The sequence below is a fragment of the Variovorax sp. 38R genome, from assembly GCF_014843395.1.
GTDB lineage: Bacteria > Pseudomonadota > Gammaproteobacteria > Burkholderiales > Burkholderiaceae_C > Variovorax > Variovorax paradoxus_H.
Window position 1 is genome coordinate 493,817 of sequence record NZ_CP062121.1, and the last position, 25,917, is coordinate 519,733.

General features: G+C 60.1%; 23 protein-coding genes and 2 riboswitches. Of the genes, 22 read left to right on the plus strand and 1 reads right to left on the minus strand.

Annotated elements, in window-relative coordinates:
* The first annotated feature begins 48 nt into the window (after positions 1-48).
* The 4 genes from IG196_RS02150 (at position 49) to IG196_RS02165 (ending at position 5,268) form a co-directional block, all read left to right on the plus strand.
* On the plus strand, positions 49-1,470 hold the full coding sequence (locus IG196_RS02150) for a PLP-dependent aminotransferase family protein (protein WP_192194823.1): 1,422 nt from the start codon (positions 49-51) through the stop codon (positions 1,468-1,470).
* A 64-nt stretch (positions 1,471-1,534) separates the two neighbouring features.
* Positions 1,535-2,320 carry a PhaM family polyhydroxyalkanoate granule multifunctional regulatory protein gene (locus tag IG196_RS02155; protein ID WP_192194825.1) on the plus strand — a complete coding sequence of 262 codons (786 nt, stop codon included), beginning with the start codon at positions 1,535-1,537 and terminating at the stop codon, positions 2,318-2,320.
* 49 nt (positions 2,321-2,369) lie between these two features.
* Positions 2,370-3,650, plus strand: coding sequence for an FIST C-terminal domain-containing protein (locus IG196_RS02160; protein ID WP_101488545.1), 1,281 nt, complete (start codon positions 2,370-2,372; stop codon positions 3,648-3,650).
* Between the two features lie 202 nt (positions 3,651-3,852).
* Entirely contained in the window at positions 3,853-5,268 is a 1,416-nt protein-coding gene (locus IG196_RS02165) for an RtcB family protein (RefSeq protein WP_192194826.1), read from the plus strand.
* A gap of 19 nt (positions 5,269-5,287) precedes the next feature.
* Here the strand turns inward: IG196_RS02165 and IG196_RS02170 are convergent, their stop codons facing one another.
* A complete protein-coding gene (locus IG196_RS02170; RefSeq protein ID WP_192194828.1) occupies positions 5,288-6,595 on the minus strand; it encodes a D-amino acid dehydrogenase in 1,308 nt (435 codons plus the stop codon).
* A gap of 91 nt (positions 6,596-6,686) precedes the next feature.
* Positions 6,687-6,793: riboswitch (glycine riboswitch) on the minus strand.
* A 44-nt stretch (positions 6,794-6,837) separates the two neighbouring features.
* A riboswitch (glycine riboswitch) is annotated at positions 6,838-6,927 on the minus strand.
* 118 nt (positions 6,928-7,045) lie between these two features.
* Here IG196_RS02170 and rfbB point away from each other — a divergent pair.
* The 18 genes from rfbB (at position 7,046) to IG196_RS02260 (ending at position 25,888) form a co-directional block, all read left to right on the plus strand.
* Positions 7,046-8,125, plus strand: a complete 1,080-nt coding sequence (gene rfbB / locus IG196_RS02175; protein ID WP_192194829.1) for a dTDP-glucose 4,6-dehydratase — start codon at positions 7,046-7,048, stop codon at positions 8,123-8,125.
* The gene (gene rfbD / locus IG196_RS02180) at positions 8,122-9,012 is read left to right on the plus strand and encodes a dTDP-4-dehydrorhamnose reductase (protein ID WP_099794923.1); all 891 of its coding nucleotides are present in this window, start codon (positions 8,122-8,124) and stop codon (positions 9,010-9,012) included. The genes rfbB and rfbD overlap by 4 nt, the downstream gene beginning before the upstream one ends.
* Positions 9,013-9,053: 41 nt before the next feature.
* On the plus strand, positions 9,054-9,941 hold the full coding sequence (rfbA, locus tag IG196_RS02185) for a glucose-1-phosphate thymidylyltransferase RfbA (RefSeq protein ID WP_192194830.1): 888 nt from the start codon (positions 9,054-9,056) through the stop codon (positions 9,939-9,941).
* The gene (rfbC, locus tag IG196_RS02190; protein ID WP_192194832.1) at positions 9,938-10,486 is read left to right on the plus strand and encodes a dTDP-4-dehydrorhamnose 3,5-epimerase; all 549 of its coding nucleotides are present in this window, start codon (positions 9,938-9,940) and stop codon (positions 10,484-10,486) included. Before rfbA ends, rfbC begins: the two co-directional genes overlap by 4 nt.
* A 102-nt stretch (positions 10,487-10,588) precedes the next feature.
* On the plus strand, positions 10,589-12,199 hold the full coding sequence (locus IG196_RS02195; RefSeq protein WP_192194833.1) for a hypothetical protein: 1,611 nt from the start codon (positions 10,589-10,591) through the stop codon (positions 12,197-12,199).
* Complete coding sequence (locus tag IG196_RS02200; RefSeq protein ID WP_192194834.1) at positions 12,192-13,220, plus strand: hypothetical protein; 1,029 nt, start codon at positions 12,192-12,194, stop codon at positions 13,218-13,220. Before IG196_RS02195 ends, IG196_RS02200 begins: the two co-directional genes overlap by 8 nt.
* 50 nt (positions 13,221-13,270) lie before the next feature.
* On the plus strand, positions 13,271-14,548 hold the full coding sequence (locus IG196_RS02205; RefSeq protein WP_192194836.1) for an FkbM family methyltransferase: 1,278 nt from the start codon (positions 13,271-13,273) through the stop codon (positions 14,546-14,548).
* Positions 14,549-14,630: 82 nt separating this feature from the next.
* Entirely contained in the window at positions 14,631-15,992 is a 1,362-nt protein-coding gene (locus IG196_RS02210; protein WP_192194837.1) for a hypothetical protein, read from the plus strand.
* A 38-nt stretch (positions 15,993-16,030) separates the two neighbouring features.
* Entirely contained in the window at positions 16,031-16,801 is a 771-nt protein-coding gene (rfbF, locus tag IG196_RS02215; protein WP_192194839.1) for a glucose-1-phosphate cytidylyltransferase, read from the plus strand.
* Entirely contained in the window at positions 16,786-17,883 is a 1,098-nt protein-coding gene (gene rfbG, locus IG196_RS02220) for a CDP-glucose 4,6-dehydratase (protein ID WP_225616900.1), read from the plus strand. The genes rfbF and rfbG overlap by 16 nt, the downstream gene beginning before the upstream one ends.
* Positions 17,876-19,207 (plus strand): lipopolysaccharide biosynthesis protein RfbH, encoded by a 1,332-nt coding sequence (gene rfbH, locus IG196_RS02225; protein ID WP_192194840.1) that lies wholly within the window; start codon positions 17,876-17,878, stop codon positions 19,205-19,207. Before rfbG ends, rfbH begins: the two co-directional genes overlap by 8 nt.
* A gap of 40 nt (positions 19,208-19,247) precedes the next feature.
* Positions 19,248-20,252, plus strand: coding sequence for an NAD-dependent epimerase/dehydratase family protein (locus IG196_RS02230; RefSeq protein WP_192194842.1), 1,005 nt, complete (start codon positions 19,248-19,250; stop codon positions 20,250-20,252).
* Positions 20,210-21,061: a transketolase gene (locus IG196_RS02235; protein WP_225616901.1), complete on the plus strand. Its 852-nt coding sequence runs from the start codon at positions 20,210-20,212 to the stop codon at positions 21,059-21,061. Before IG196_RS02230 ends, IG196_RS02235 begins: the two co-directional genes overlap by 43 nt.
* Positions 21,058-21,975 carry a transketolase family protein gene (locus tag IG196_RS02240; RefSeq protein WP_192194844.1) on the plus strand — a complete coding sequence of 306 codons (918 nt, stop codon included), beginning with the start codon at positions 21,058-21,060 and terminating at the stop codon, positions 21,973-21,975. The genes IG196_RS02235 and IG196_RS02240 overlap by 4 nt, the downstream gene beginning before the upstream one ends.
* 1 nt (position 21,976) lies before the next feature.
* Entirely contained in the window at positions 21,977-22,342 is a 366-nt protein-coding gene (locus IG196_RS02245) for a GtrA family protein (protein WP_225616902.1), read from the plus strand.
* Positions 22,339-23,277, plus strand: a complete 939-nt coding sequence (locus IG196_RS02250; protein ID WP_192194847.1) for a glycosyltransferase family 2 protein — start codon at positions 22,339-22,341, stop codon at positions 23,275-23,277. The genes IG196_RS02245 and IG196_RS02250 overlap by 4 nt, the downstream gene beginning before the upstream one ends.
* A gap of 242 nt (positions 23,278-23,519) precedes the next feature.
* Positions 23,520-24,722 (plus strand): hypothetical protein, encoded by a 1,203-nt coding sequence (locus IG196_RS02255; protein ID WP_225616903.1) that lies wholly within the window; start codon positions 23,520-23,522, stop codon positions 24,720-24,722.
* The gene (locus IG196_RS02260) at positions 24,722-25,888 is read left to right on the plus strand and encodes a glycosyltransferase (protein WP_192194849.1); all 1,167 of its coding nucleotides are present in this window, start codon (positions 24,722-24,724) and stop codon (positions 25,886-25,888) included. The genes IG196_RS02255 and IG196_RS02260 overlap by 1 nt, the downstream gene beginning before the upstream one ends.
* The last annotated feature ends 29 nt before the right edge of the window (positions 25,889-25,917 follow it).

A 25,917-nucleotide genomic window follows, 5' to 3' on the forward strand; every position in this document is an offset into this window, starting at 1 on the left:
CATTCCTTCGACACACACCGCAGTCTTTGTGCGATGCAGACCGACCCGATGCTGACCCGAACCTCCACCCAGTCCCTGACCGGGCAGCTGGCCGACCGCCTTGCCGAGCGCATCCGCAACCGGCTGCTGGCACCCGGCGCGCGCCTGCCCTCGGTGCGCGAATGCGCGCGCCAGCAGGGCGTGAGCCCGTACACCGTGGTTGCCGCGTACGACCAGCTGCTCGCGCAAGGCCTGGTCGAGGCGCGCCGCCAGCGCGGCTTCTATGTGCGCGACGCGGCGCCCGTGCCCGAGAGTTCGCGCAACCCGGCGCATGCCGCGCCCGAGGTCCCGCCGATGATGGCCTCGCGTGTACCGGCCGACGCCAGCTCGCTGATCCGCAGCATGTTTCACCGCCCGAGCGACAAGCCGCAGCCGGGCATGGGCGTGTTCCCGCCCGACTGGATGGCCTCGACTTTCCTGGCGACCGCGGTGCGCCGCGTGACGACCACGTCGGCGCTGCAGGAACTGTCGCTGCAGTACGGCGAGCCCTCGGGCGACTTGGCGCTGCGCCGCAGCCTGTCGCAGAAGCTGGTGCGCATCAACGTGCCGGCCGGGCCGGACCAGATCGTCACCACCATTGGCGCCACGCACGCACTCGACGTCGTGAGCCGCACGCTGCTGCGCGCGGGCGATCCCGTGATGGTCGAGGAGCCCGGCTGGGCGCTGGAGTTCGCGCGGCTCGAGGCGCTGGGCATGCGCATCCTGCCGGTGCCGCGCCGCGCCGACGGGCCCGACCTCGATGTGATGGCGCAGTACTGCAAGCTGCACAGCCCCAAGCTCTTCGTCAGCGTGAGCGTGCTGCACAACCCGACCGGCTACAGCCTCACGCCGGGCAGCGCGCACCGCGTGCTCAAGCTGGCGAACGAATACGACTTCCACATCGTCGAGGACGACACCTACAGCCACCTCGCGCCCGAGCACGCCACGCGGCTCAGCGCGCTCGACGGGCTGCAGCGCACGATCTACGTGAGCGGCTTCGCGAAGATCCTGGCGCCCAACTGGCGCATCGGCTTCCTGGCGGCGTCGCCCGCGCTGAAAGAGCGGCTGCTCGAGACCAAGCTGCTGGCCACGCTGACCTCGCCCACGCTGTTCGAGCGGGCGCTGTCGTGGTGCATCGACCAGGGCCAACTGCGCCGCCATTCGGAGCGCGTGCGCATCCGGCTCGACGGTGCGCGCGGCCGTGCGGTGAAGCTCGCCATGTCGCACGGCTGCACCTTCGCCTCGGAGCCCGCAGGGCTGTTCGGCTGGGTCGACACGGGCGTCGACACCGACGCGCTCACGCAACGCATGCTCGACCAGGGCTACCTGCTGGCGCCGGGCTCGCTGTTCCATGCGCGCCGCCCGCCGAGCACGATGATGCGGATCAACTTCGCGACCTCGCAGGACGCGGCGTTCTGGAAAGTTTTCAGCCGGGTCAGGGACGAGCTCTGATTCGCTTGCAAAGGGCTTGGAGTAAGCTGGCAACAGAAGAAAACCCAGCCAGGAGACCTCCCGCATGAGCAACGCCAGCAAACCCTTCGACTTCAGCCAGTTCGTCCCCGGATTCGACTTCCTGAAGAACCTCGCCGGCGGTGCCGCAGCGGGCTCCGGGTCGGTGCCCGGCATCCCCAGCCTCGCCAGCTGGGTCGCGCCCACCATGAGCGTCGAAGAGGTCGACAAGCGCATCCAGGAACTGAAGACGGTCCAGTACTGGCTCGAGCAGAACGGCCACGCGCTCAAGGCGACCATTCAGGCGCTCGAGGTGCAGAAGATGACGCTGTCGACCCTGCGCGGCATGAACGTGCGGATGGAAGACATCGCCAGCGCGTTCACCCAGCAGGCTGCGGCCATGGCGCCCGCGCCGGCCCCTGCTGCTCCGGCCCCGGCAGCCCGGCCCGAACCGGAAGCCGTCGAGGAAGAGGAAGAAGAGTTCGACGAGGCCGAGGAAGAAGCAGAAGAAGAAACCCCGGCGCCGAAGAAGAAGTCGCGCGCCAGGTCCGCATCGTCCAACGGTGCCGCCGGCGGGGTCGACCCGATGCAATGGTGGGGCTCGCTCACCGAGCAGTTCCAGCAGATCGCGAGCACGGCGCTGCAGGACGCAGCGCAGCTCAAGGTGCCGGCCATGGCGCAGCCGCTGGCCGACGCCGTGGAGCAGGCCATCGGCAAGGTGACGGCGGCGCGCAAGCCGGCCGCCAAGACTGCACCGAAGAAAACCGCCGCAAAGAAAGCCGCGCCGGCGCCCGCCGCGCGCAAGAAAACCACGTCCGCCGCCGCGCGCAAGCGAACCTCCGGCCGGCGCTGACGTCTTACAGCCACCTCTTCAGACGACGACGCACGGGTCGGTACGCACCATGAAACTGTTTCCCACCGGCCATGCCACCCACCCGCAATGGCGCATGGCCGCCGGCCTCGTGCTGGCCCAATTGCGCGCGCAGATGGCGCTGCCCGACTACGCGTCGAACCCGACGCTCGGGCTGCTGTACATCACCGACCACTACGCGAGCGAGGCGCAGGAGATCCTCGATCACCTGAGCGCCGAACTGCCGGAGGTGACCGACTGGTCGGGCACCGTCGGCATCGGTGTGTCGGCCAACAACGCCGAGTACTTCGACGAGCCCGGCCTGAGCCTGATGCTGTGCGCGCTGCCGAGCGACCAATACCGCGTGTTCTCGGGCGTGGCGCCGCTGGGCAGCTCTGAAATGAGCGGCTTCGAGGCGCACACCGCGCTTGTGCACGCCGACCCCGCCACGCCCGACCTGGGCGAGCTCATCGGCGAGATGGCGGGCCGTACCGACACCGGCTACCTGTTCGGCGGACTTTCGTCCGGCCGCGGCGGGGCGCTGCAGTTCGCGGTCGGCGGCAACGGCAACATCCGCGGCCACGGCGCGGCGGGCGGTGTGTTCTCGGGCGGCCTGTCGGGTGTGGTGTTCGGCGAGGGCGTGCGGCTGGTGTCGCGCGTCACGCAGGGCTGCCAGCCGCTGCGCACGGGCGGCGCGCGCGAGCGCGAGATCACCGAGGCCGACGGCAACCTGCTGCTGTCGCTCGACGGCGAGCCGGCGCTCGACGTGCTGCTGGCCGACCTGCAGGTGTCGCTCGACCGCCCGCAGGAAGCCATCGACGCCGTGCGCAACACGCTGGTCGGCCTGGCCGACGCGGGCAGCGACGGCCTGCGCCGCACCGGCGACCTGGGCGCCGACGTGCTGGTGCGCCACATCATCGGCCTCGATCCGACGCGCCGCGGCATCGCCATCGCCGACAACGCCGAAGCCGGCATGCGGCTGAGCTTTTGCCGCCGCAACGCGCAGGCGGCACGCGCCGACCTCATGCGCATCTGCGCCGAGATCCGCGAAGAGCTCGAGCCCGAAGAACAGACGCTGGCCACCGCGCGCGCCGTGGCGGCCGGCGAGGCCGAAGCCGCGCCGCATCCGGCGCGGCGCATCGCGGGCGCGGTGTACGTGAGCTGCTCAGGGCGCGGCGGTCCGCACTTCGGCGCACCGGGCGCCGAGCTGCAGATCGTGCGGCATGCGCTGGGCGACGTGCCGCTGGTCGGCTTCTTCGCCGCCGGCGAAATCGCACGCCACCACCTGTACGGCTACACCGGCGTGCTGACGGTGTTCACGGCGCCGGACTGACGGGAAAAAACGACGCGGCGCCTGCGCGCAGTTTTCGCAGGCGGCTCGCGTCGCTAGAATTCGCCCGCTTTCTTGAATCTCTGCTGCTGCAAGAAAGAGTGATCCGCGCGCCTCGAAGCACGCGGTCGATCTCTTTCGCCCCGCCACGCGATGTGACCGGGGCCCGGAAACCGACACGGTTTCCCCGAATGGAATTGCAGCCATGGGCAGCCCCACACACAGTCATTTTTCGAGACTCCAGCGCGCCTTTTCGCGCGCGAACATCGCCGTCGATTACCGCGACGGCATCTATCACCTGCGCAACGAGGCCGCGCAGGCGACCGTCCTTCTGCCGCACAGCCTGCCGCTGGAAGAAAAAGCCGTGAACCAGCTGCTGGCCTTCGCCAGCGTGCGCTCGCCCGACGGCGAACACGGCGTGTGCAAGGCCTGCGCGACGCCGGACTTTCATCCGGGCTCGGTCGCACCGGTGGGCAGCGTCGTCGCGACCGATGGCGACTTCGTGATTCCCGCAGCGGTCGGCACCGACATCAACTGCGGCATGCGCCTGCTGACCACCGGCCTCACGCTGGACCAGGTGGCGCCGCACAAGACGCAGCTGCTTGCGCGGCTCACGCGCAGCCTGCTCGACAACGGGCGCGACGTGCCGGTGCACACGGCGGCGTTTCGCGCGCTGTTCGACGAAGGGCCGGCGGCGTTCCTGGACGCGGTGCGCGGCGATGGGCTCTGGGCCTCTTGCGACCGCGATCGGCTGCAGGCCGAGATCGGCGCGTGCATCGGCCTCGCGAGCTTCGGCGGGCAGTCGCGGCACGCACCGCCGGCCTACACCGGCGCGCGCCACGAGGTGTTCCGTGACCCGTGCCTCGGCACGCCGGGCAGCGGCAATCACTTCGTCGAGCTGCAGGTGGTCGACCAGGTGATGGACCGGCACGCGGCGTACCGCGCGGGGCTCAAGGCCGGCGAGGTCGTCGTGATGATCCACAGCGGTTCGCGCGACATCGGGTTCCATGTCGGAGGCCGCTGGATGGACCGCGCGCGGGCCGAGTGGCCGCAGGGCCTGCGCCATCCGAAGAGCGGGCTGTACGGTCTGGCCGGACCGCTGGCGCAGGAATACCTCGAGGCCATGGGTGTGGCCGCGCGTTATGCGTGGGCCAACCGCGTCGTGCTGGCCGAGCTGGTGCGCAAGGACTTCGCCGAGCTGCTGGGCGCGACGGCGTCGACGCTGGTGGTCGACGTGCCGCACAACGTGGTGCTGCGCGAGCACGGCATGAACATCCATCGCAAGGGCGCGACGCCGGCGCACGCGGGCGACCTCGCGCTGATTCCGGGGTCGATGGGCGATCACTCGTACCTCGCGACCGGGCTGGGCCATGAAGACTGGCTGTGGTCGTGCAGCCATGGCGCCGGTCGGCGCATGCGGCGGCAGGAAGTGCGCGCGATGCGGCCTGCACCTGATGATGCGGACGCCAGCTGGCAGTGCGTGACGCTGCGCGAGGAGCGCCGCATCGAAGAGGCGCCGCAGGCCTACAAGCCGATCGGCGCGGTGATCGACGCGCAGGAAAGCGCAGGGCTCATCCGCTGCGCCGTGCGACTCAAGCCCTGGGTCACGTTCAAGGCGTGACCCGAGGGTGCGTGTCGTGTCAGCCCAGTGCGGGCTGCACGGCGCGCGGCGCGGGCGCCGGCATGCCGGCGAACGCGAAGTCGACCTCGGGCGCGAGCCCGCTCACGATGCGCGCGATCGACTTGCCCGAGCCGCAGGCGTGCGTCCAGCCGAGCGTGCCGTGGCCCGTGTTGAGGAACAGGTTCGGCAGCTTGGTCTTGCCGATCAGCGGCACGTTGCTCGGCGTGGCCGGGCGCAGGCCGGTCCAGAACTGCGCGCGCTCGGTATCGCCGGCGCCGGGGAAGAGTTCTTCGACGCGTCGCACGATCGCTTCGCAGCGCACGCGGTTCAGGTCGCGGTCGTAGCCGTTGAGTTCGGCCGTGCCGGCGATGCGCAGGCGGTCGCCCGACTCGGACGTGTAGCGCGAGAACACCAGCTTGTATTCGTCGTCGGTCAGCGAGACCTGGTGGGCCTTCGATGCGTCCTTCACGGGCAGCGTCACGGAGTAGCCCTTGGCCGGGTAAATCGGCAGGCGGATGCCCAGCGGCGCGGCGTACAGCGGGCTCAGCGAACCCATCGCGAGCACGAAGGCGTCGCCGCGGATGCGCTGGAAGCGGCCTTCGTTGTCGGTCGCCTCGATGTGGTCGATGCTGCCGCCGGCTTCGCGCAGCGCGGTCACGGTGTGGCTCATGAGGAACCTCACGCCGGCCGCTTCGGCCAGCTTCACGAGCTCGCGCGCAAAACGGTTGGCGTCGCCCGACTCGTCTTCGGCGGTGTAGGTCGCGCCGGCGAGTTGCGGGCGGATGTGGGCGAGGGCGGGTTCGATCCGGATGGCCTCGTCGGCCGAGATGACCAGGCGCTCGCAGCCCAGGGCGCGCATCTGCTCGGAAGGCTTGAGGGCGCCGTCGAATTCTTTCTGCGTCGTATAGAAGTGCAGGATGCCCTGCGTGCGCTGGTCATAGCTCAGGCCGGTGTCTCGACGCAATTGCTGCAACATTTCCCGGCTGTATGTACCGAGACGCACGATCTGTTCGATGTTGTGGCGGGTGCGCGCGGGGGTGCATTCGCGCAAAAACTGCAGACCCCAGAGCCACTGGCGCATGTCGGCGCGGATGCGGAAGAGCAGCGGCGCATCTTCCTTGCCGAGCCATTGCAGCACCTTCAACGGCGCGCTCGGATTGGCCCACGGTTCGGCATGGCTGACCGAGATCTGGCCGCCGTTGGCGAAGCTGGTTTCGGCGGCCGGGGTGGCCTGCCGATCGATCACGGTCACCTCGTGACCGAGTTGCTGGAGGTAATAGGCCGAAGTCACGCCGAGCAGGCCGGCGCCAAGAACGATCACACGCATTGCAAGTACCTTTGAGTTTGCAGCGCTTGAACGGCGGGCGTGGAGTGCTATTGAACCAATAGCAAGCAACCGGACGACCGATGTCCAAGTTGCCGCTCCCCCTGTCCTCGGTACCTGAGAGATTCACCCTGCTGCACCCGCAGCGGGTTTGCTCCTTCGGTGCGCCACATGGCGTGGCGGCTCTCCAGACGGCTGTATCGATGAGTGCAGTACTGACCCCTTGCCGATGTTCCTTGTTTGCACTTGGAACTTCGTCGGGCCGACCTGAGCGTTTATGGGAGTTTGCGCCTTCGGTAGGGCCTCCGTGAGGCCCGCTCTCCTGCAATTGTTTGTGATTGTAGGCGGGCCCCGCAAGCCGGCCAAGCCCTGTACATCCGCAGGTCACGCCGATGGGATAATTGACTGTTAATTTTCCGTAAAGCAAACTTTTTTCTACAGGCGAGGGACTCCATGATCCTGGTTACCGGCGGCGCAGGCTTCATTGGCGCCAATTTCGTACTCGACTGGATCGCGCAGGGCGACGAGCCCGTCGTGAACCTCGACAAGCTGACCTACGCAGGCAACCTCGAGACCCTCGCATCGCTCAAGGGCAACGCGAACCACGTCTTCGTGCAAGGCGACATCGGCGACAGCGCGCTGCTCGACCGCCTGCTGGCCGAACACAAACCGCGCGCAGTCGTGAACTTTGCCGCGGAATCGCACGTGGATCGCTCGATCCACGGACCGGAAGACTTCGTGCAGACCAACGTGCTCGGCACCTTCCGCCTGCTCGAGTCGGTGCGCGGTTACTGGAACGCCCTGCCGGCCGACCAGAAGGCGGCCTTCCGCTTCCTGCATGTGTCGACCGACGAGGTCTACGGTTCGCTCTCCAAGACCGACCCGGCCTTCACCGAAGAGAACAAGTACGAGCCCAACAGCCCGTACTCGGCCAGCAAGGCCGCCAGCGACCACCTCGTGCGCGCCTGGCACCACACCTACGGCCTGCCGGTGGTCACCACCAACTGCTCGAACAACTACGGCCCGTTCCACTTCCCCGAGAAGCTGATCCCGCTGATGATCGTCAATGCACTGGCTGGCAAGAACCTGCCCGTGTACGGCGACGGCATGCAGGTGCGCGACTGGCTCTACGTGAAGGACCACTGCAGCGCCATCCGCCGCGTGCTCGAAGCCGGCCGGCTCGGCGAGACCTACAACGTCGGCGGCTGGAACGAGAAGCCCAACATCGAGATCGTCAACACCGTGTGTGCGCTGCTCGACGAGCTGAGCCCGCGCGCCGACGGCAAGCCGTACAAGGAACAGATCACCTACGTCACGGACCGCCCGGGCCACGACCGCCGCTACGCCATCGATGCGCGCAAGCTCGAGGCCGAGCTTGGCTGGAAGCCCGCCGAGACCTTCGGCACCGGCATCCGCAAGACCGTCGAGTGGTACCTCGCGAACGGCGAGTGGGTGCGCAACGTGCAAAGCGGCGCGTACCGCGAGTGGGTCGAGAAGCAGTACGACGCCACGACGGCGAAGGCCGCCGCATGAAGCTGCTGCTGCTTGGCAAGGGCGGACAGGTCGGCTGGGAGCTGCAGCGCAGCCTTGCGCCGCTCGGCGAACTGGTCGCGCTGGATTTCGACAGCACCGACTTCCACGCCGACTTCAGCCGTCCCGAGCAGCTGGCCGAGACGGTGCTGGCCGTGCGCCCTGACGTCATCGTCAATGCCGCCGCACACACCGCCGTCGACAAGGCCGAGAGCGAGCCCGACTTTGCGCGCAAGCTCAACGCCACCTCGCCCGGCGTGGTGGCCGAGGCCGCGCAGCAGATCGGCGCGCTCATGGTGCATTACTCCACCGACTACGTCTTCGACGGCAGCGGCACTCGCCCCTGGAAAGAAGACGACGCGACCGGCCCGCTCAGCGTGTACGGCCAGACCAAGCTCGAAGGCGAGCAGCTGGTCGCCAAGCACTGCGCGAAGCACCTGATCTTCCGAACCAGCTGGGTGTATGCGGCACGCGGCGGCAACTTCGCCAAGACCATGCTGCGCCTGGCCAAGGAGCGCGACAAGCTGACCGTCATCGACGACCAGTTCGGTGCCCCCACCGGCGCCGAGCTGCTGGCCGACATCACCGCGCACGCCATTCGCGCCACGCTGCAAGACCCGACCAAGGCCGGGCTGTACCACGCCATCGCCGGTGGCGAGACCAGTTGGCACGGCTACGCGCGCTTCGTGCTCGAGATGGCGCAGCAAGCCGGCGTCGAACTCAAGGCCGGCCCGCAGGCCGTGGAAGCCGTGCCCACCAGCGCCTTCCCGACGCCCGCGACGCGGCCGCACAACTCGCGGCTCGACACCACCAAGCTGCAGACCACCTTCGGCCTGCGCCTGCCGCCCTGGCAGGAAGGCGTCGCGCGCATGCTGCGCGAGACGCTCTGACGACCGACTGATTTTTCCGGCCCCAACAGAAGAAGACCCCCATGACGCAACGCAAAGGCATCATCCTCGCCGGCGGCTCCGGCACCCGCCTGCACCCCGCCACGCTCGCCATGAGCAAGCAGCTCCTGCCGGTGTACGACAAGCCGATGATCTATTACCCGCTGAGCACGCTGATGCTCGGCGGCATGCGTGACATCCTGATCATCAGCACGCCGCAGGACACACCGCGCTTTCAGCAGTTGCTGGGCGATGGCAGCCAGTGGGGCATGAACCTGCAGTACGCGGTGCAGCCGAGTCCCGATGGCCTGGCGCAAGCCTTCATCATCGGCGAGAAGTTCGTGGGCAATTCGCCGAGTGCGCTGGTGTTGGGGGACAACATCTTCTATGGGCATGACTTTGCTCACCTGCTGTCGGACGCTGATGCGAAGCAGGGCGGCGCGACCGTGTTCGCGTACCACGTGCATGACCCCGAGCGCTACGGCGTGGTGGCCTTCGATGCCAACGGCAAGGCCAGCAGCATCGAAGAGAAGCCCGTCAAGCCCAAGAGCAGCTACGCCGTGACCGGTCTGTATTTCTACGACAACCAGGTCGTCGACATCGCCAAGGCCGTGAAGCCCAGCGAGCGCGGCGAGCTGGAAATCACCGCGGTCAACCAAGCCTATCTGGACCTCAACCAGCTGAATGTCCAGATCATGCAGCGCGGCTATGCATGGCTGGATACCGGCACGCACGAAAGCCTGCTCGAAGCGGGGCAGTTCATTGCGACGCTGGAGCATCGGCAGGGGCTGAAGATCGCGTGTCCTGAAGAGATTGCGTGGCGCAATGGGTTCATTGACCGCGAGCAGTTGGCGAGGCTGGCTGCGCCGCTGCAGAAGAACGGATACGGCAAATATCTGAGCCATCTGCTGGCTGAGGAGGTGCGCTCGTGAAGGCCACACCGACCGCAATTCCTGAGGTGCTGATCATCGAGCCGAAGGTCTTCGGCGATGCACGCGGCTTCTTCTTCGAGAGCTTCAATCAGGCCGCATTTGACGCCGCCGTGGGAAAACATGTTTCCTTCGTGCAAGACAACCATTCACGCTCTGCAAAAGGCGTGCTGCGCGGGCTTCATTATCAAATTCAGCAACCGCAAGGAAAGTTGGTGCGGGTAACGCGCGGCACGGTCTATGACGTGGCTGTGGATATCCGCAAATCGTCCCCGACGTTTGGTCAGTGGGTCGGTGTAGAGCTCAATGAGCAAAATCAAAAGCAATTCTGGGTGCCTGCAGGCTTTGCGCACGGGTTTCTTGTTTTGAGTGAGTCGGCCGATTTTCTGTACAAGACAACTGAATACTATGCGCCTTCACACGAAAAATGCATTGTGTGGAATGACTCCGATTTGAATATCCAATGGCCTGTCGCCGGGTTGGATCCATTGTTGTCTCAAAAGGATCAGCAAGGGTCCAGCTTCTCGGAGGCCGCTCTATTCGAGTGAGCCTCGACCTGTCGGCCCAGCAGCCGATGCGGAAAATTGGGTTTGGCTAGGTGAGTGAATCGATGACTGATTCACCAGGATTGATTTGAAGGGTTGAGATAAATGAAGAAAATCGTGCCCAATCCTGATTGGCCATTGGAAAAAATTGCAGCATCAGCATTGTTCGATGCCGATTTTTATTTGGAGAAATATCCGGATGTTGCGGCCGCAGGATTAGATCCCCTTGAGCATTACTCTTCCCACGGCTGGCGTGAAGGTCGAAACCCTAGTCCGTCGTTCGACACCAAGTTTTATCTTCACGCGTATCCCGATGTCGCGGCCGGGGATCTAAATCCGCTGAATCACTACGCAGTTTATGGCGCAAAGGAAGGGCGCGCCGCCGTTCCCCCGCGACGTGCCGCCGAAAGCGGAAAAGATATTGTTCTGACTGCCCGTCCTGCGCGACTACGGGCAATCGGCTGGACCCCGGTTTTTGACATTGATTCACCGCTCGACGGGGAGTTTGTCCAGCAACTCATTTCTTCGGCATTCCAGAAGAGCGCGGGCGCTGCGATCATTTCCATGAGTCATGATCAATATTTAAAAAGCGTTGGCGGAGTCCAGACGGCAATCGCCATTGAACAAGGAGTGCTGACCGAGGCTGGCTGGATCTATGTGCATCTTTGCCCCGCATTCCCGTTGCCATTTCTTGCTGACGCGACCGCCGAGAACGCTACTTTTCTAGTGCTGACATTGAACGGCAAGCGCGAGGGAGTTGTCAGACTGAGCGATTTATTGACTTCGTTGCCTCTGGCTGCAGATGAGTGCCAAAAATCCTTGAATTTGGTGATTCATCATTTGATGGGTTTTTCCGTGGAAACGGTGGCTAAACTGTCCCGAATCTGCACTGCAGGGACTCCCATGTTATGGGTGCATGATTTTTTCAGCCTTTGCACAAATCCATTTCTGCTGCGCAATGACATTGCATTTTGCAATGCGCCTTCGGTTGAGTCCTCAGCATGCATGGTCTGTTGTGAGGGGGGCGACAGACGTCTCCACCTCGAAAATTTAAGGCGTTTGTTCGACGAACTTCAACCGATTGTCTTGGCACCCTCGGAAACGGCGCTGAATTTTTGGAAAAGCAGGGGCGCATTTCCCCATTCCAAGGCCTTGGTTCTCCCATTGGCGCACGTCGAGTTGGGGATGCCCTCCCACCATATCCAGCGCAGACCTTTGCGTGTTGCTCACCTGGGGGCTGCAGCCCCGCACAAAGGGTGGGCGACTTTCAAGAAGATTGTCGAGCATCATGCCGAAGATGAGCGCTATCAATTTTTTCGCCTCGGATTCGGAAAAGCTGAATTGAAGGGTTTGACAGAGGTGCTGGTCGAGGTCAAGCCCGGAAATGCTGATGCAATGATTGAAGCAGTTCTTGAATATGAAATTGATGTGGTAATCAATTGGTCGAGCTGTTATGAGACCTTTTCCTTCGTAACCCTCGAAGCCCTTGCTGCCGGGGCATTCTTGGTTGCTCGAAGGGATGCTGGAAATGTGTGGCCAGCAGTGGTCGCCGCTGACGAAAAAAGAGGCATGAGCGTCGCCACAGAAATTGAGCTAAGGGCGTTGTTCATGACGGGAGAAGTTGTGCAGCGAGCCAATGAAACGCTCACAAGGGGGCAACTCCTGCGCTCAAGAGGTACTGCGGACTTGCTATTGAAAGAGGTTTCCCTTGCCTAGTACTCATTGTTATACAAGCATTTCATTCAGCTATCTGGATCGCGCACGCGTACTTGCTGAAACGATTCGAAAGCATCATCCGGATTGGATTTTGTGGTTGTGCCTTTCTGATCGGGAGCCGGAGGGTTTTGAATTCAATCTCGACGATGAAGATTTCGACCATGTGGTGCGAGTTTATGAACTCGATGTTCCAAGCCACCATCCGTGGGTTTTTGGGCATGACGTAGTCGAGTTGTGTACGGCAGTCAAGGGGCCGATGCTTCAAAGAATATTGGCGAGTGGCGCCGACAGGGTCTTGTATATCGATCCCGATATCGCTTTATTTGCCCCTTTGATTCACGTTGAGAAGTTGCTTGAAAGCCGAGCAGTTGTTCTGACGCCTCATCTCTTGACGCCCGAGCGTACCCGGATCGGTGTGGTAGGCAATGAAATTTCCTGCTTGAAACACGGAGTCTATAACCTTGGGTTTGTTGCAGTGAGAAATTGCCCGGACGGCCATCTTTTTGCAAATTGGTGGGCGGAGCGGCTCCGAGAGTTTTGTCACGACGATATCCCCAATGGGCTGTTCACCGATCAGCGCTGGTGCGATTTGGCTCCCGCTCTTTTCGACAATGTCGCCGTGTTGAGAGATCCTGGTTACAACGTGGCCAGCTGGAATATTGGTAATCGTCCAATTTCTATTGATGGGGTCGGGGAAATTTACGCGGGAGATGCGTTGCTCAGATTTTTTCATTTCACCAAGGTAAATTCCGTGGGTGAAGAGCAATTGGAGTTGTATTCAAAGGGGCGGTCTGAGGTTTTTGAGCTCCTTCGCTGGTATCGCTCTCGATTAATTCATCATGCAATCAAAGGATTGCCGGCCGGGTGGTGGCGGTATAGCCATTATGACGACGGAGTTGCCGTGCCGCGTTCTCATCGAATTTTCTGGCGTAATAGTCCTGAACTCCATAGTCTGTATTCGGATCCCTTTGCAGTTGGAGTCGATACTTTTCGGAGTTGGTGTGAGAGCAATCATGTTTGAAAAGCAGCTTGCCTCGCTGATTTTTTATTTTCTTAAAAGTGTCGATCTTTATGAAATCTCTTGATACGCGGTACGGTGCGCTTTGCGTGCCGGAAGCAGCAGATGACTTGATCGGACGCTTTCTTTCCGCGTACGGCGAGTGGGCGCACGACGAGGTGCGTTTCGTCGCGAATGCATTGCCACGTGGCCCGGTGCGTGTTCTGGATGTTGGGTCTTTTGTTGGGACTTTTGGCATCGGCCTGACGGCCGAAGCAGAGGTTTCGGCCCTTGCATTTGTCGAGGCCAATCCAGTTGTGGCGCGGGCACTGCGAAAAAATGTGGAAAGCTTGGTCCGCGTTCCAGCCTCCGTGATTGAGGCCGCTGTTGTTCCCGGCGGGCAAGAGTTGACGGGGCGATATGACGAAAGCAATCTCGGGTCATTGTCATTCGCCGGCACTACCGATGAGACGCGCGTTGAGTTGGTTTCCAAGACGAGTTTCGTCAGGCTGTCGGATATTTTTCGAGAGCATGGTGGTTTTGATCTGATCAAGATGGATGTCGAGGGGCTTGAATATTCGATACTCGAATCCGATCGCTCACTTCTTCTACCGGGTGGCCCTGCTTTTTGGCTCGAATGTAATGAGGAGCCTGTCGTCCTCGATTTGGCCGAGCTTTTAATTTCGGCCGGGCTGACCGTTCACTACTTCGCGTTTCCCGCGTTCGCACCGAATAATTTTCACGGAGAGCAGGCGCAGATATTTCCATGGGCTTACGAATCAGGGTTGTGGGCGAGTCGCGGCGATACGCCCTCGCTTTCGCCCTTGTTGGCTGAGCACAATTGCATTCTCAAAACTATCTCATCCCGTGAGGATCTTCGGATTGCACTCTGGCAGACGCCGCGATGGGGAAGGGTCGAATGGAAAGACGCTTCGCCGACGGCCTTGGTGGCAGAGGCCGCGCACGCTGCGTTGCGGCAGGAGTTCGACGATTTTCTGGCGAAGCCAGCTCGTCCGCCTGGCCTCACTTTTCATGAGCTCCGACAGGAAGCTGCGAGTTTAAAAAATGAGCTTCAGTCGACACAGACGATGCTCGATGACAGCGATAGGCGTCGCGCCGACGCCGAAAATAAGATGCGATCGCTGGAGGCGGTTCTTGCGGTTGCCAAACAGTTTGAATCAGTCGTCGAGCGTCAGAGGCTCGAACTGAGCAGGTTGAGTGCCATTGAGCAAAGCACATACTGGCGCGCTGGGTCTCGTATTCGTCGGTTTTTATCGACGCATCCAAAGATAAAAAGTGCGTTGCGATCCTTGCTGACCCGTATACATCGAATTCTCAAGCCTGCCAAATAATTGATCCTTAAAGAAGTTTATTCGGCAAGCGAGCGTTGAGCTTCTCCTGAGTTGTACTGCGTAAAAAAAGAATCTCACAGTCGTGAAAATAAATCCTGAAAAATTTGGCTCGAGAGTCGTTTTCCTTTTTGCGCTCGCAGTGACGGTATTGTTCAGCATAGCTTCCAATCCGGGATTTATGTCGTTCGACTCCGTCGAGGCACTTCGCCAAGCCAGAGAGGGTGTTGAAGGCTCTCAGTATCCGCCCTTTGGAAGCTACGTTTGGCGGGTGTTCGATTGGGTTTGGCCTGGCCCGACATTGATGCAGCTATTTCAGAATGGAACATTATTGTTGTCATTCGCTTGGATACTCAAAAATATTGGTTGGCCATGGCCTGTCCGGTTGACTATTCTTGCAGTTTTCGCTTTGCTGCCGCCTCTCGCCGGAACAATGCTGGTGGTTTGGAAGGATGTGGCTGTCGCGGCGTTCTACATGCTCAGTTTTGCTTTGATGTTCGCGGCATCGAAGCTGGAGGCTGGAGCAAAAAGAAATGGACTTCTGGCTCTCGGGGTTGTTTTTTTATTTTGTGGAATGGCCTATAGATTCAACGCTGCGAGTGGCGCACTGGCCATCCTTGTGTACGCATTTTTTCTGTGCGAGGACGGGCGTGGCGTTCGAACTTCTTTTGTGAAATATTTTCTATCTGCTTTTGCATGTCTTTTGATTTTATTTTCATTGGTTTGGGTGATCAATAGTTTTCGATTTCCGGAATTTGTTCGGCTTGAGAAGAACACCAACATGATGAGCATCATGCGGCATGACCTGGTTGGGATTTCGGCGTTTTCTGGGAAAAGTTTTTTGAAGGATAATTCCGGCCTTCCAGTGGCGCCAGAGTATTTAAAGAAAATCTATGACGCGCGCCACCTGAACATCACTAGCAACAACGATGTTGAAAAACGTATAGCCAGCGAACTAGATGGATTGACGCAACAGTGGCTGGATGCGATTAGGAAAAATCCCGGGGCCTATTTGAAGCATCGGTTTGCGATTTTTTCCGAATATGTGGGATTCCATGATCATGAAGTCTTTTACGTCACCCATCCAAATGTCGATCAGAATAAATTTGGAATCGTGCAGTTGCCAAATCGACTGACTCCGATTTTGGTGGATTACGTTGTTTCTTTTAAGCAGAGCTTCGTAGACCGAGCGTGGATCTATTACTTGATCGGAATTTTGGCCTTGGCGTCAACTTTTTCGCAGAAGGCCTTTCGCTATCGAACAGAGGCTGCCGTGACTCTTTTTAGCGCGCTGCTCTATCTGGCGCCGATGTATTTCATTACCCCGGCGGGAGATTTGAGATACAACTTCTGGAGTATTTGCGGCACCCTGGTCAGTATTGTTTTTGTGGGCGCGGGCTATGTTGAAAGGCTTCGGCAGAAGCGGGCTGCTGCCTTGGCGGCCTGAAATCGATTTCCCATTAATTGGTTTTGATTGAAAATAAAATGAAAGCTGTAATATTGGCTGGGGGACTGGGGACTAGAATCTCTGAGGAAACGCATCTGAAGCCAAAGCCAATGATTGAAATTGGTGGCAAGCCCGTGCTTTGGCATATCATGAAAATATATTCCACTCATGGGATTCGTGAATTCATCATTTGCTGCGGCTACAAGGGGTACGTCATCAAGGAGTATTTTGCCAACTACTTCTTGCATATGTCCGATGTCACCTTTGACATGGAGCGCAATGAAATGCACGTTCATCAGCGCTTTGCAGAGCCTTGGAAGGTGACACTCGTAGATACGGGAGATGAAACCATGACGGGTGGTCGCCTCAAACGTGTGGCTGCGCACCTAGACGGGGAGGAGGATTTTTGCTTCACCTATGGCGACGGTGTCAGTGACATAAATATTACCGAGCTTGTCAAATTCCATCGGGCCAACAAGTTGAAGGCCACGTTGACCGCAACGCTCCCTCCCGGCCGGTTTGGCGCGCTGGAATTGCAGGATCACAAGGTCAAAGCATTTCAGGAAAAACCGAAAGGCGATGGCGGACATATCAACGGAGGCTTCTTCGTCCTTTCGCCTTCGACGATCGACTACATCACCGACGACCAGACGATCTGGGAGCGCGAGCCTTTAGAGCGGTTGGCCAAAGAGTCGCAACTCGGCGCCTACAAGCACGATGGGTTCTGGCAGCCAATGGATACGCTGCGCGACAAGATGCATTTGGAAGAACTCTGGCAAAGCGGAAAAGCACCATGGAAGACGTGGTGATGACTAATTCCTTTTGGGCGGGCAGGCGCGTATTCCTGACCGGGCATACCGGTTTCAAAGGTGGGTGGCTGGCCCTGTGGCTCGCCAAACAGGGCGCTGTGGTGACCGGCTATGCGCTGGCGCCGGTGTATGAGCCAAGCCTTCACTCGTTGACGGCATCGTCAGGCTCGGTTGAGTCCATCGTCGATGACATCCGAGACTTGGAGCTGCTGCGGGGCGCGATGGCGGCATGCGACCCTGAAGTGGTGTTCCATCTTGCCGCTCAACCGCTTGTGCGGCGTTCCTATGCAGATCCTGTTGAGACCTACTCGACCAACGTCATGGGAACGGTCAACTTGCTGGAAGCGGTTCGTTCCAGCAAGTCGGTACGCTCGGTCGTGGTCGTTACCAGCGACAAGTGCTACGAAAATCGCGAATGGCCGTGGGGCTATCGGGAGAGCGAGCCCATGGGGGGCTATGACCCTTACAGCAACAGCAAAGGATGCGCGGAGCTGATTTCGTCGTCATATCGCTCGTCGTTCTTCAATAAGGATCGCTACGCTCAGCACGGTGTTGCGTTGGCCACCGCTCGCGCCGGCAACGTGATCGGGGGCGGCGACTGGTCGGCCGACAGGCTGGTCCCGGATCTGCTGCGCGCGTTTGGCGATCAGCGTGACGCCAGTATTCGCAATCCGGGCGCGATTCGACCGTGGCAGCACGTGCTGGAACCCTTGAAGGGGTACATGATGCTCGCCGAGAAATTGCATACCGAAGGTCCTGCGTGGGCCGAGGCATGGAACTTCGGTCCCAACGATACAGATGCGCGTCCGGTGTCCTGGATCGCCGATCAATTGGTGAGCCTGTGGGGCGGCAATGCCCGGTGGCGTAAGGAAACGGAAGCTGAACAGCCCCACGAGGCTAATTGGCTCAAGCTCGACTGCTCCAAGGCACGGCAAACGTTGGGTTGGGTTCCTCGCTGGGATCTACGACGGAGCCTCGCCGCAATAGTCGATTGGCAAAGGGCTTGGACCGACGGCCGCGACATGACTGAATACACCATCGAACAGATCGAACAATACGAAAGCACCCCCACCCATGACTGAAGTTTCATTCCAGAAAAACGAGCTGCGCAAGAAGATTCTGGCGCTGGTCGCCGAATACGGCGAACTGGCCGGCAAGCCCCAGCCGTTCGTCCCCGGCGAAACGTTGATACCGCCTTCGGGCAAGGTCGTCGGCACGCCGGAAATGCAGATGATGGTAGACGCCTCGCTCGATGCATGGCTCACCACAGGTCGCTTCAACACGCTGTTTGAAAGCCGCCTTGCCGCGTACCTCGGAGTGAAGCATCTGATGACGGTCAATTCCGGGTCATCGGCGAATCTGGTGGCGTTCTCCACGCTGACTTCGCCCAAGCTGGGTGACCGTGCAATCAAGCCAGGCGATGAAGTCATCGGCGTCGCTGCGGGTTTTCCGACCACGGTCAATCCGATCCTGCAGTGCGGCGCGGTGCCCGTCTTCGTGGACGTGCATATCCCCACTTACAACATCGATGCGGACCTGCTCGAGGCGGCCATCGGCCCGCGCACCAAAGCGATCATGCTGGCCCACACGCTGGGCAATCCGTACAACCTGAAGGTGGTCAAGGCCGCTTGCCAGAAGCATGGGCTGTGGCTGGTCGAAGATTGCTGCGACGCCCTCGGTGCCCGCTATGAGGGGCAGTTGGTGGGAACGTTCGGCGATATCGGTACCTTGAGCTTTTATCCCGCTCACCACATCACGATGGGCGAGGGTGGCGCGGTATTCACGAACAGTGACGAGTTGCGTCTGATCGCCGAATCCATTCGCGACTGGGGTCGTGACTGCTATTGCCCGCCAGGCAAAGACAACACCTGCGGCAAGCGCTTTTGCTGGAAGCTTGGTGATTTGCCCGAGGGTTACGACCACAAGTACACGTACTCGCATCTCGGCTACAACCTGAAGATTACCGACATGCAGGCGGCCTGTGCGCTCGCGCAACTCGACCGTCTCGACGGTTTCGTGGATGCCCGCAAGAAGAACTTCAACTACCTGAAGGACCGGCTTCGCGGCGCGGAAGAGTTCCTGGAACTGCCTGAAGCAACGCCCGGCTCGGACCCGTCGTGGTTCGGCTTTCCCATCACTCTGCGGGAATCCGCTAATACGCGCCGCGTCGATTTGTTGACTTACCTCGACCAGCAGAAGGTCGGAACGAGACTGCTTTTTGCGGGCAATCTGTTGCGTCAGCCCTATATGGCGGGTCGCAATTACCGTGTGGTCGGAGAACTCAAGAACACCGACCGGATCATGAACGACACATTCTGGATCGGCGTCTATCCGGGCCTGACCGAGTCCATGCTGGATCACACGATCGAAAGCATCGAGACCTATCTGGGGCTGCGATTTGACTGAACCTTGTCAGCCGGTGTCGAGGCAGGATCTCGAAGAGATCTTGCGCCTGACGTCGGACAAGGTGTGGGACGGTTTGCGTGGGCAAGCGGTCTTCATGACCGGCGGCACGGGCTTTGTCGGCAAGTGGTTGTTGGAGTGCTTGTTGCATGCCGACCGCCGAATGGAGCTTGGCCTTGCGTTGACGGTGCTGACACGCGAGCCCGACAGGTTCGCTCGCTCCAGTGCGCACTTGGCAAACGCATCGGCTGTAAGACTTGTTCAGGGGGACATCGTCGACTTCGAGTTTCCGGCTGGAGTGTTCTCGTCGGTGATTCATGCCGCCTTGCCGGTGGCTGCCCCGCAGTCGGGCGATGCTGAGCTCGTGCGGCTCGCTGATGCTGGTGCACGCAGAGTCTGCGAATTTGCAGCAGCTCGCGGCGCTCGGCGTTTACTCCATGTCAGTTCGGGCGCCGTCTATGGCACGCAAGGATCGCCTGCGGTGTTGTCCGAAGAGTTGACCTGGAGCGACGAGGAGGCTGTCAATGGCTACACGCGCGCGAAGCGTCGCGCGGAAGCTGTGGTCATGCAGCCTTGGCCTTTTGAGGTGCTGGTCGCGCGGTGCTTCGCGTTCATCGGTCCCTGTCTGCTGCCTTCGAGCGGCGCGGCGGCTGCTCAATTCATCGCGACGGCTGCGAGCGGCGAAGGCATCGTCATACAGGGCACTGGGCAAGCTGTGCGGACTTATCAATACGCAGGCGACATGGCGCGCTGGTTGCTCAGCAGTCTGGTGCTCGGTGCGCCCGGTCGCGCCTACAACATCGGCGGTGACGTCAAAATCACCATTGCAGAGCTGGCTGCACGGATCACCCGATTGGCTGGCACCGGCGTGCCGCCTCGCGTCGCCGGGCAGGCTGCACCGGGCCTTGCAGGGCCCTGCTATGTACCGGACTTGCGACGTACAACCACTGAGCTTGAGCTGCGCAATGCGGTTGATCTCGAAGAAGGAATTCGGCGAACGCTTGCATGGCAAAAAGCTTCAAGCTCCTTATCAAACGCTCCAACATGAAACCTCAATTCAACCCTTCCAGCCTGCGCAGGACCGTGGTCGAGATGGCGTTTGCAGGTAACGCCGTCCATCTGGGTTGCGCGTTCTCGATCATCGAACTGCTGTCGCGCCTTTACGGCCGTCACATGCGCTACGACGAGTCCAATCCCGACGACCCTTCGCGAGACTATCTGGTGCTGAGCAAAGGCCATGGAGTCATGGCGCAATATGCTTGCCTGTACGAATTGGGATGGATCGGTCGCAACGACATCGATGCCTACTTTCACGACGGCTCTCGACTCAAAGGACTCTCGGATGCACATGTACCGGGATGCGAAGTGACCTCCGGCACCTTGGGGCACGGGCTCTCGGTTGGCGTTGGGCTCGCGCTGGCGGCCGCACGCGGAAAGACTGGGCAAAAGTGCTACGCCATCGTCGGTGATGGCGAGATTAACGAGGGCTCGATCTGGGAGGCGATGCTCTTCGCCGCTCATGCAAAGCTGGACAACCTCATGGTCATCGTCGACGCCAACGGTTTCCAGGCGATGGGGACCACCGACGAAGTGATGCAACTCGGGAGCATCAGCGCAAAGTTTTCGGCGTTCGACTTTGACGTGCTGAAAGTCGATGGGCATGACATGGATGCCATATCGGCCGCCATCGAAAAATTGGAGTCCATCAAGAGCGGGCGTCCCAAAGCGCTGGTGGCGCAAACGGTCAAAGGGAAGGGCGTTTCTTATATGGAAAACGTCAATGCCTGGCATTACTCCCGCCTGAACCAAGATCTCTACGCGAAAGCGCTGCGCGAGCTCGAAGGAGCACCCCAATGAGGGCCGCATTTTCCAACGCGCTGATCGAAGCGGCGACCAATGACGAGCGGGTGATTCTTCTGACCGGAGATCACGGCTACGCGCTGTTTGACGAATTTCGCAAGCGTTGTCCGAATCAGTACATCAATGCGGGAATCGCCGAGCAAAACATGGTCGGGGTGGCCGCCGGGCTGGCGAAGGCCGGCCTTCGCCCCATCGTCTATGGGCTGAGTGCGTTCGTGCCGGTACGCGTGCTCGAGCAGATCAAGATCGACGTTTGCTACGAACAGTTGCCGGTGATTTTCACGGGCGACGGAGCGGGTCTGGTTTACAGCACGCTGGGGACGAGTCACCAGAGCTTTGAAGATATTGCGTGTCTTCGTGCGGTTCCGTACATCGACATCTTGTCTCCGTGCGATGCGCACGAGTTGACGGTCGGTATGAGAATGGCGCTGGCGCAGAAGAGCCCGGTGTACTTCCGTATGGGCAAGGCCGACATCGGAGCAGTCCACCAAGCTCCGCCGCAACTTCGGCGTGGTGGGTTGGTACAGGTTCGCAAGGGCGGCCACTCCGTCAACCTCATTGCGACCGGCTCTATGGTGAAGTCGGCCTGTGCGTTGGGCGACGAGTTAGATGCCTCGGTCTGGAGCGCACCATGGATCAAGCCACTTGATGCAAGTCAGCTGACGGAGATGGCCGCAAGTGCCTCGGCGTTCGTTACGTTGGAGGAGCATTCTGCGGCGGGAGGTTTGGGCGGGGCCGTGCTTGAGGCGATCTCCGAACTCGCACCGCTTCCTGTTCTTCGCATTGGCATCGGCGAGCGCTTCTCCGAAACCTGCGGCAGTCACGTACATGCGATGCGCGAGCACGGACTCGACCTTGCGACCGTGCGTGAACGTGTACTGCCTTTCGCTGAGAAATGGAAAGTCACGTGAAGTGCTGAATTCGCAGCTGCTTCGCTTTCTCGTGGTTGGCGGCCTGAATACGGCCGTCGGCTACGCGCTTTTTGCTGTGCTCTCCTGGGCGGGGTTGCCCTACCCGTTGGCCATCGGGTTGGCCACGATCGCCGGTGTTGCATTCAACTTTCAAAGTACCGGGCGGTTGGTGTTTGGTGGCGCGCCGCTGTCGTTGCTATGGCGCTTCGTTGCTGCCTACGTTCTGGTGTATTTGATCAACATCGGTGCAGTGGCACTGTTACTGCGTGCAGGGCTTAATGTCTATGTTGCAAATGCCTTGGTCATCCTTCCTTTGGCGCTGATCTCGTTTGTGCTGCAGCGTCGATTCGTTTTTGGAACGTCATGAAACATATCACCGTCGTCACGCCTTGCTACAACGAGGAAGACAACGTCGAAGAGGTTTACCGTCAGGTCCGCGCGGTCTTTGCGACCATCGAGGGAGTGACTTATGAGCATCTGTTCATCGACAACGCTTCCACGGACAAGACGCCAACCCTTCTGCGCGAATTGGCGGCGACGGACTCTGGCGTCAAGGTCATTCTGAATGCGCGGAACTTCGGTCATATCCGCTCACCTTTTCACGGGCTGCTGCAGGCGCGTGGGGACGCAGCGATTCTGCTTGTGGCCGACCTGCAGGATCCCCCCGAACTCATGAAGGAGTTCATTGAAAGATGGCTGCAGGGCGCGAAGCTGGTGGTGGGCGTCAAGCCCTCCGCAGACGAATCCGGACTGATGTTCGCAATTCGCAGGGCCTACTATCGGACGGTGACACGCATCGCGGATGTCAAGCTGATTCAGAACTTCACTGGCTTTGGCCTCTACGACAGACAGGTGCTGGAGGTGTTACGCCGCATTGACGACCCGTACCCCTATCTGCGCGGGCTGGTTTCCGAGGTGGGTTTCGAAGCGGTGCAGGTGTCCTACAACCAGCCGCGCCGAAAACGCGGCATCACCAAGAACAACTTCTATACCCTCTACGACATCGCGATGCTCGGGATTACCTCGCATTCGAGGGTTCCCTTGCGCATCGCGACGATGGCCGGGTTTGCCCTTTCCGGTCTCAGTCTTGCCGTTTCGTTGCTCTATCTTCTGTTGAAAGTCGTCTTCTGGAGTCAGTTTTCGGCCGGCTTGGCGCCGATTCTTATCGGCATGTTCTTCTTCGCCTCCGTGCAGTTGTTCTTCATCGGATTGCTGGGGGAGTACGTCGGGGCGATTCTTACGCATGTCATGAAACGCCCGTTGGTTGTAGAGCGCGAACGCCTAAACTTCGATCAGTCCTGAATGAAAAATGCCACACCCGAATAGACCGATGGGTGGTGTGTGAAAGCGTAGCCCCAGAGATATAGAACAAGGAAATCGGAGCGATGAACGAGCGAGTGAGAAGGTTTTTTTCGTTTTGGAAGGAACAGGGCACAGGGGCCGTTGTGAGACTGTTTCGTGCCAAGCTGGGGCGTGCGGTAGCCGGGCGACCGAGTCTGGGAAGGGGAGAGGTAGCCGCAGCCATCAACGCTGTCGACCCGATCATGAAGGCGAACGACGTTACGGCTGGGTACTTCTTGGCGATTCAGCCCTTGGAAACTTTCCTGATACCGGCTTCCTCGACGCGAAGAATCAGCCTGATTACCGACAGTATTGGTCGTGGCAGCCTGTTTGGCGGCGTCGGAACGGCCATGCTGTTAGCGGCACAGCTGGCCAATCGGTTGAGTGCAACACTGCGAATTGTGACCCGTACCGAAGAGCCATCGCCGTCGAACGTTGCACAGATCCTGGGGGCGTATGGCATTGAGTTGATTCATGAAGTTCAGTTTGCATTTTTGCCACCCGTGGTGTCCGGCTTAGAGGCCGCTTCAGAAAAACCGCAAACCGACCCTGTGGCCCCGGGTTTGGATATCCACCCGGACGAACTGTTCATCACGACCTCTTGGTGGACAACAGCCGCAACGTTGCCCAGTGTTCCGCGCGCTTCGATCATCTACCTCCTCCAGGAGGACGAACGGATGTTTTACCCCTTTGGAGAGCAGCGGGTCCAATGCGAACGTGTGCTCTCTACCCAGGACATTCGGTTTGTCATCAACACAAGACTGCTGTACGACCACCTCATTGCATCTGGCTTGGAGAATTTGAATCGCAGTGCGAGCTGGTTCGAGCCGGCGTTCCCGAAAACGCTGTTTCACGAGCGTGAGCGTGTTCCGGGCGAAAAGAAGCGTTTCTTTTTCTATGCGCGACAGAACAATCCGCGCAATCTCTTTCACATCGGCCTCGATGTGATTGATCGCGCGATCAATCAAGGCGTTCTCGATCTCAATGAGTGGGAGGTGTTTCTTGTTGGAAAAGACATCCCGAATGTGACATTCGGCGACGGTTACGTGCCCCAGCGCTGTGAGGGCCTGGAATGGAAAGCTTACGCAGATCTTGCCGGAACAATCGACCTGGGGCTTTCCTTGATGTATACGCCGCACCCTAGCTATCCGCCCCTGGATCTGGCTGCGAGTGGTGCGATCGTGGTGACCAACAAGTTCGCCAATAAGCAGGACCTGTCCAACTACTCGCGCAATATCATTTGCGCCGAACTCGATACCGAGGCATTGGTGGAGGCTCTTCGAACTGGTGTAGCGCTTGCGGAAGACCAGCAAACGCGTAGCCGCAACTTCTCGGCCAACGCACTCGGCGCAGACTGGGCCGCGGCGTTCGAGGAAACGCTCCAGTTGCTCACAGCGGCGCGCTAATGTTTTCTCTGGATATTCCTCAGGTTCCCTATTCGGACCCGTGGCTTCAGCCGCTCTCGGCACGGCTGGCGATGCTGCATCGTCGCAAGGTTCGCGTCGCCTATTTCTACGAAGAGCCGAACAACAGCACCTTCCGCTACCGTGCCTACAACATGGCCCAAGTGCTCAATGAGGCTGACGAAAGCAATGTCTCGGCCAGCTACTTTTTCCTGTCGGATGTAGCGCGCTTCGATGAGATCGCAGATGCTGCAGGCGTGCTGGTAATTTGTCGTTCGCGCTATTGCCATCGGGTCAACGGATTGATCGCGAAGTTCCGCGCACGCCGCAAGCGTGTGCTGTTCGATGTCGATGACTTGGTTTTCGACACCGACTATGCGCACTTGGTGGTTGCCACGCTGGGCCTTGACGTCGCGCAGAAGGGGCTTTGGGACGATTGGTTTGCGATGATCGCGCGCATGGGCCAGACGCTGCGTCTTTGCGACGGTGCCATCACCACCAACGAATTTCTTGCGCAGAAGATTACGGATTACTCCGGCCTTCCGGCGTTCGTCGTGCCAAACTTCATGAACAAGGAGCAGCTGGCTGTCGCGGAAGATGTCTTTGCTGCCAAGCAGCGCATGCGCTTTGTCGGCGACGAGAAAATCTGTCTTGGTTATTTCAGCGGCTCGCCATCGCACCGACTCGACTACGCCATCGTGGAGCCGGCATTGGCCGAAGTACTCGCACAGCGCCCGAACGTGGAAGTCATGGTGGTTGGCTACATTGAGCATGGCCCCAGGATGCGAGAGTTTGCTGATCGCGTCAGTCGACAGCCTTTTCACGATTACGTGAACCTCCAGCGTCTGCTGGGAGCAGTCGAGTTCAACCTGATGCCGTTGCAATCAAACGCTTTTACTGACTGCAAATCCGAACTGAAGTACTTTGAGGCGGCCAGCGTTGGTACTCTGAGCATTGCCTCGCCGAGCTTCACTTACCGCGGCGCTATTCGCGAAGGCGAGAACGGCTACTTGGCGAAAGCCCACGAATGGACCGCATCAATCTTGAGCGCCATAGACCGAAGTGAGTCCTATGAAGCGATGGCGACCGAAGCCAGGCGGGACGCGCTGCTGAAGTTTGGATGGCAGCACCAAGGTGCCACGATTCTTCGAGCACTGCAACTCATTTGAGTTGCAATGTCCCGCGGAGCGATGGCTTG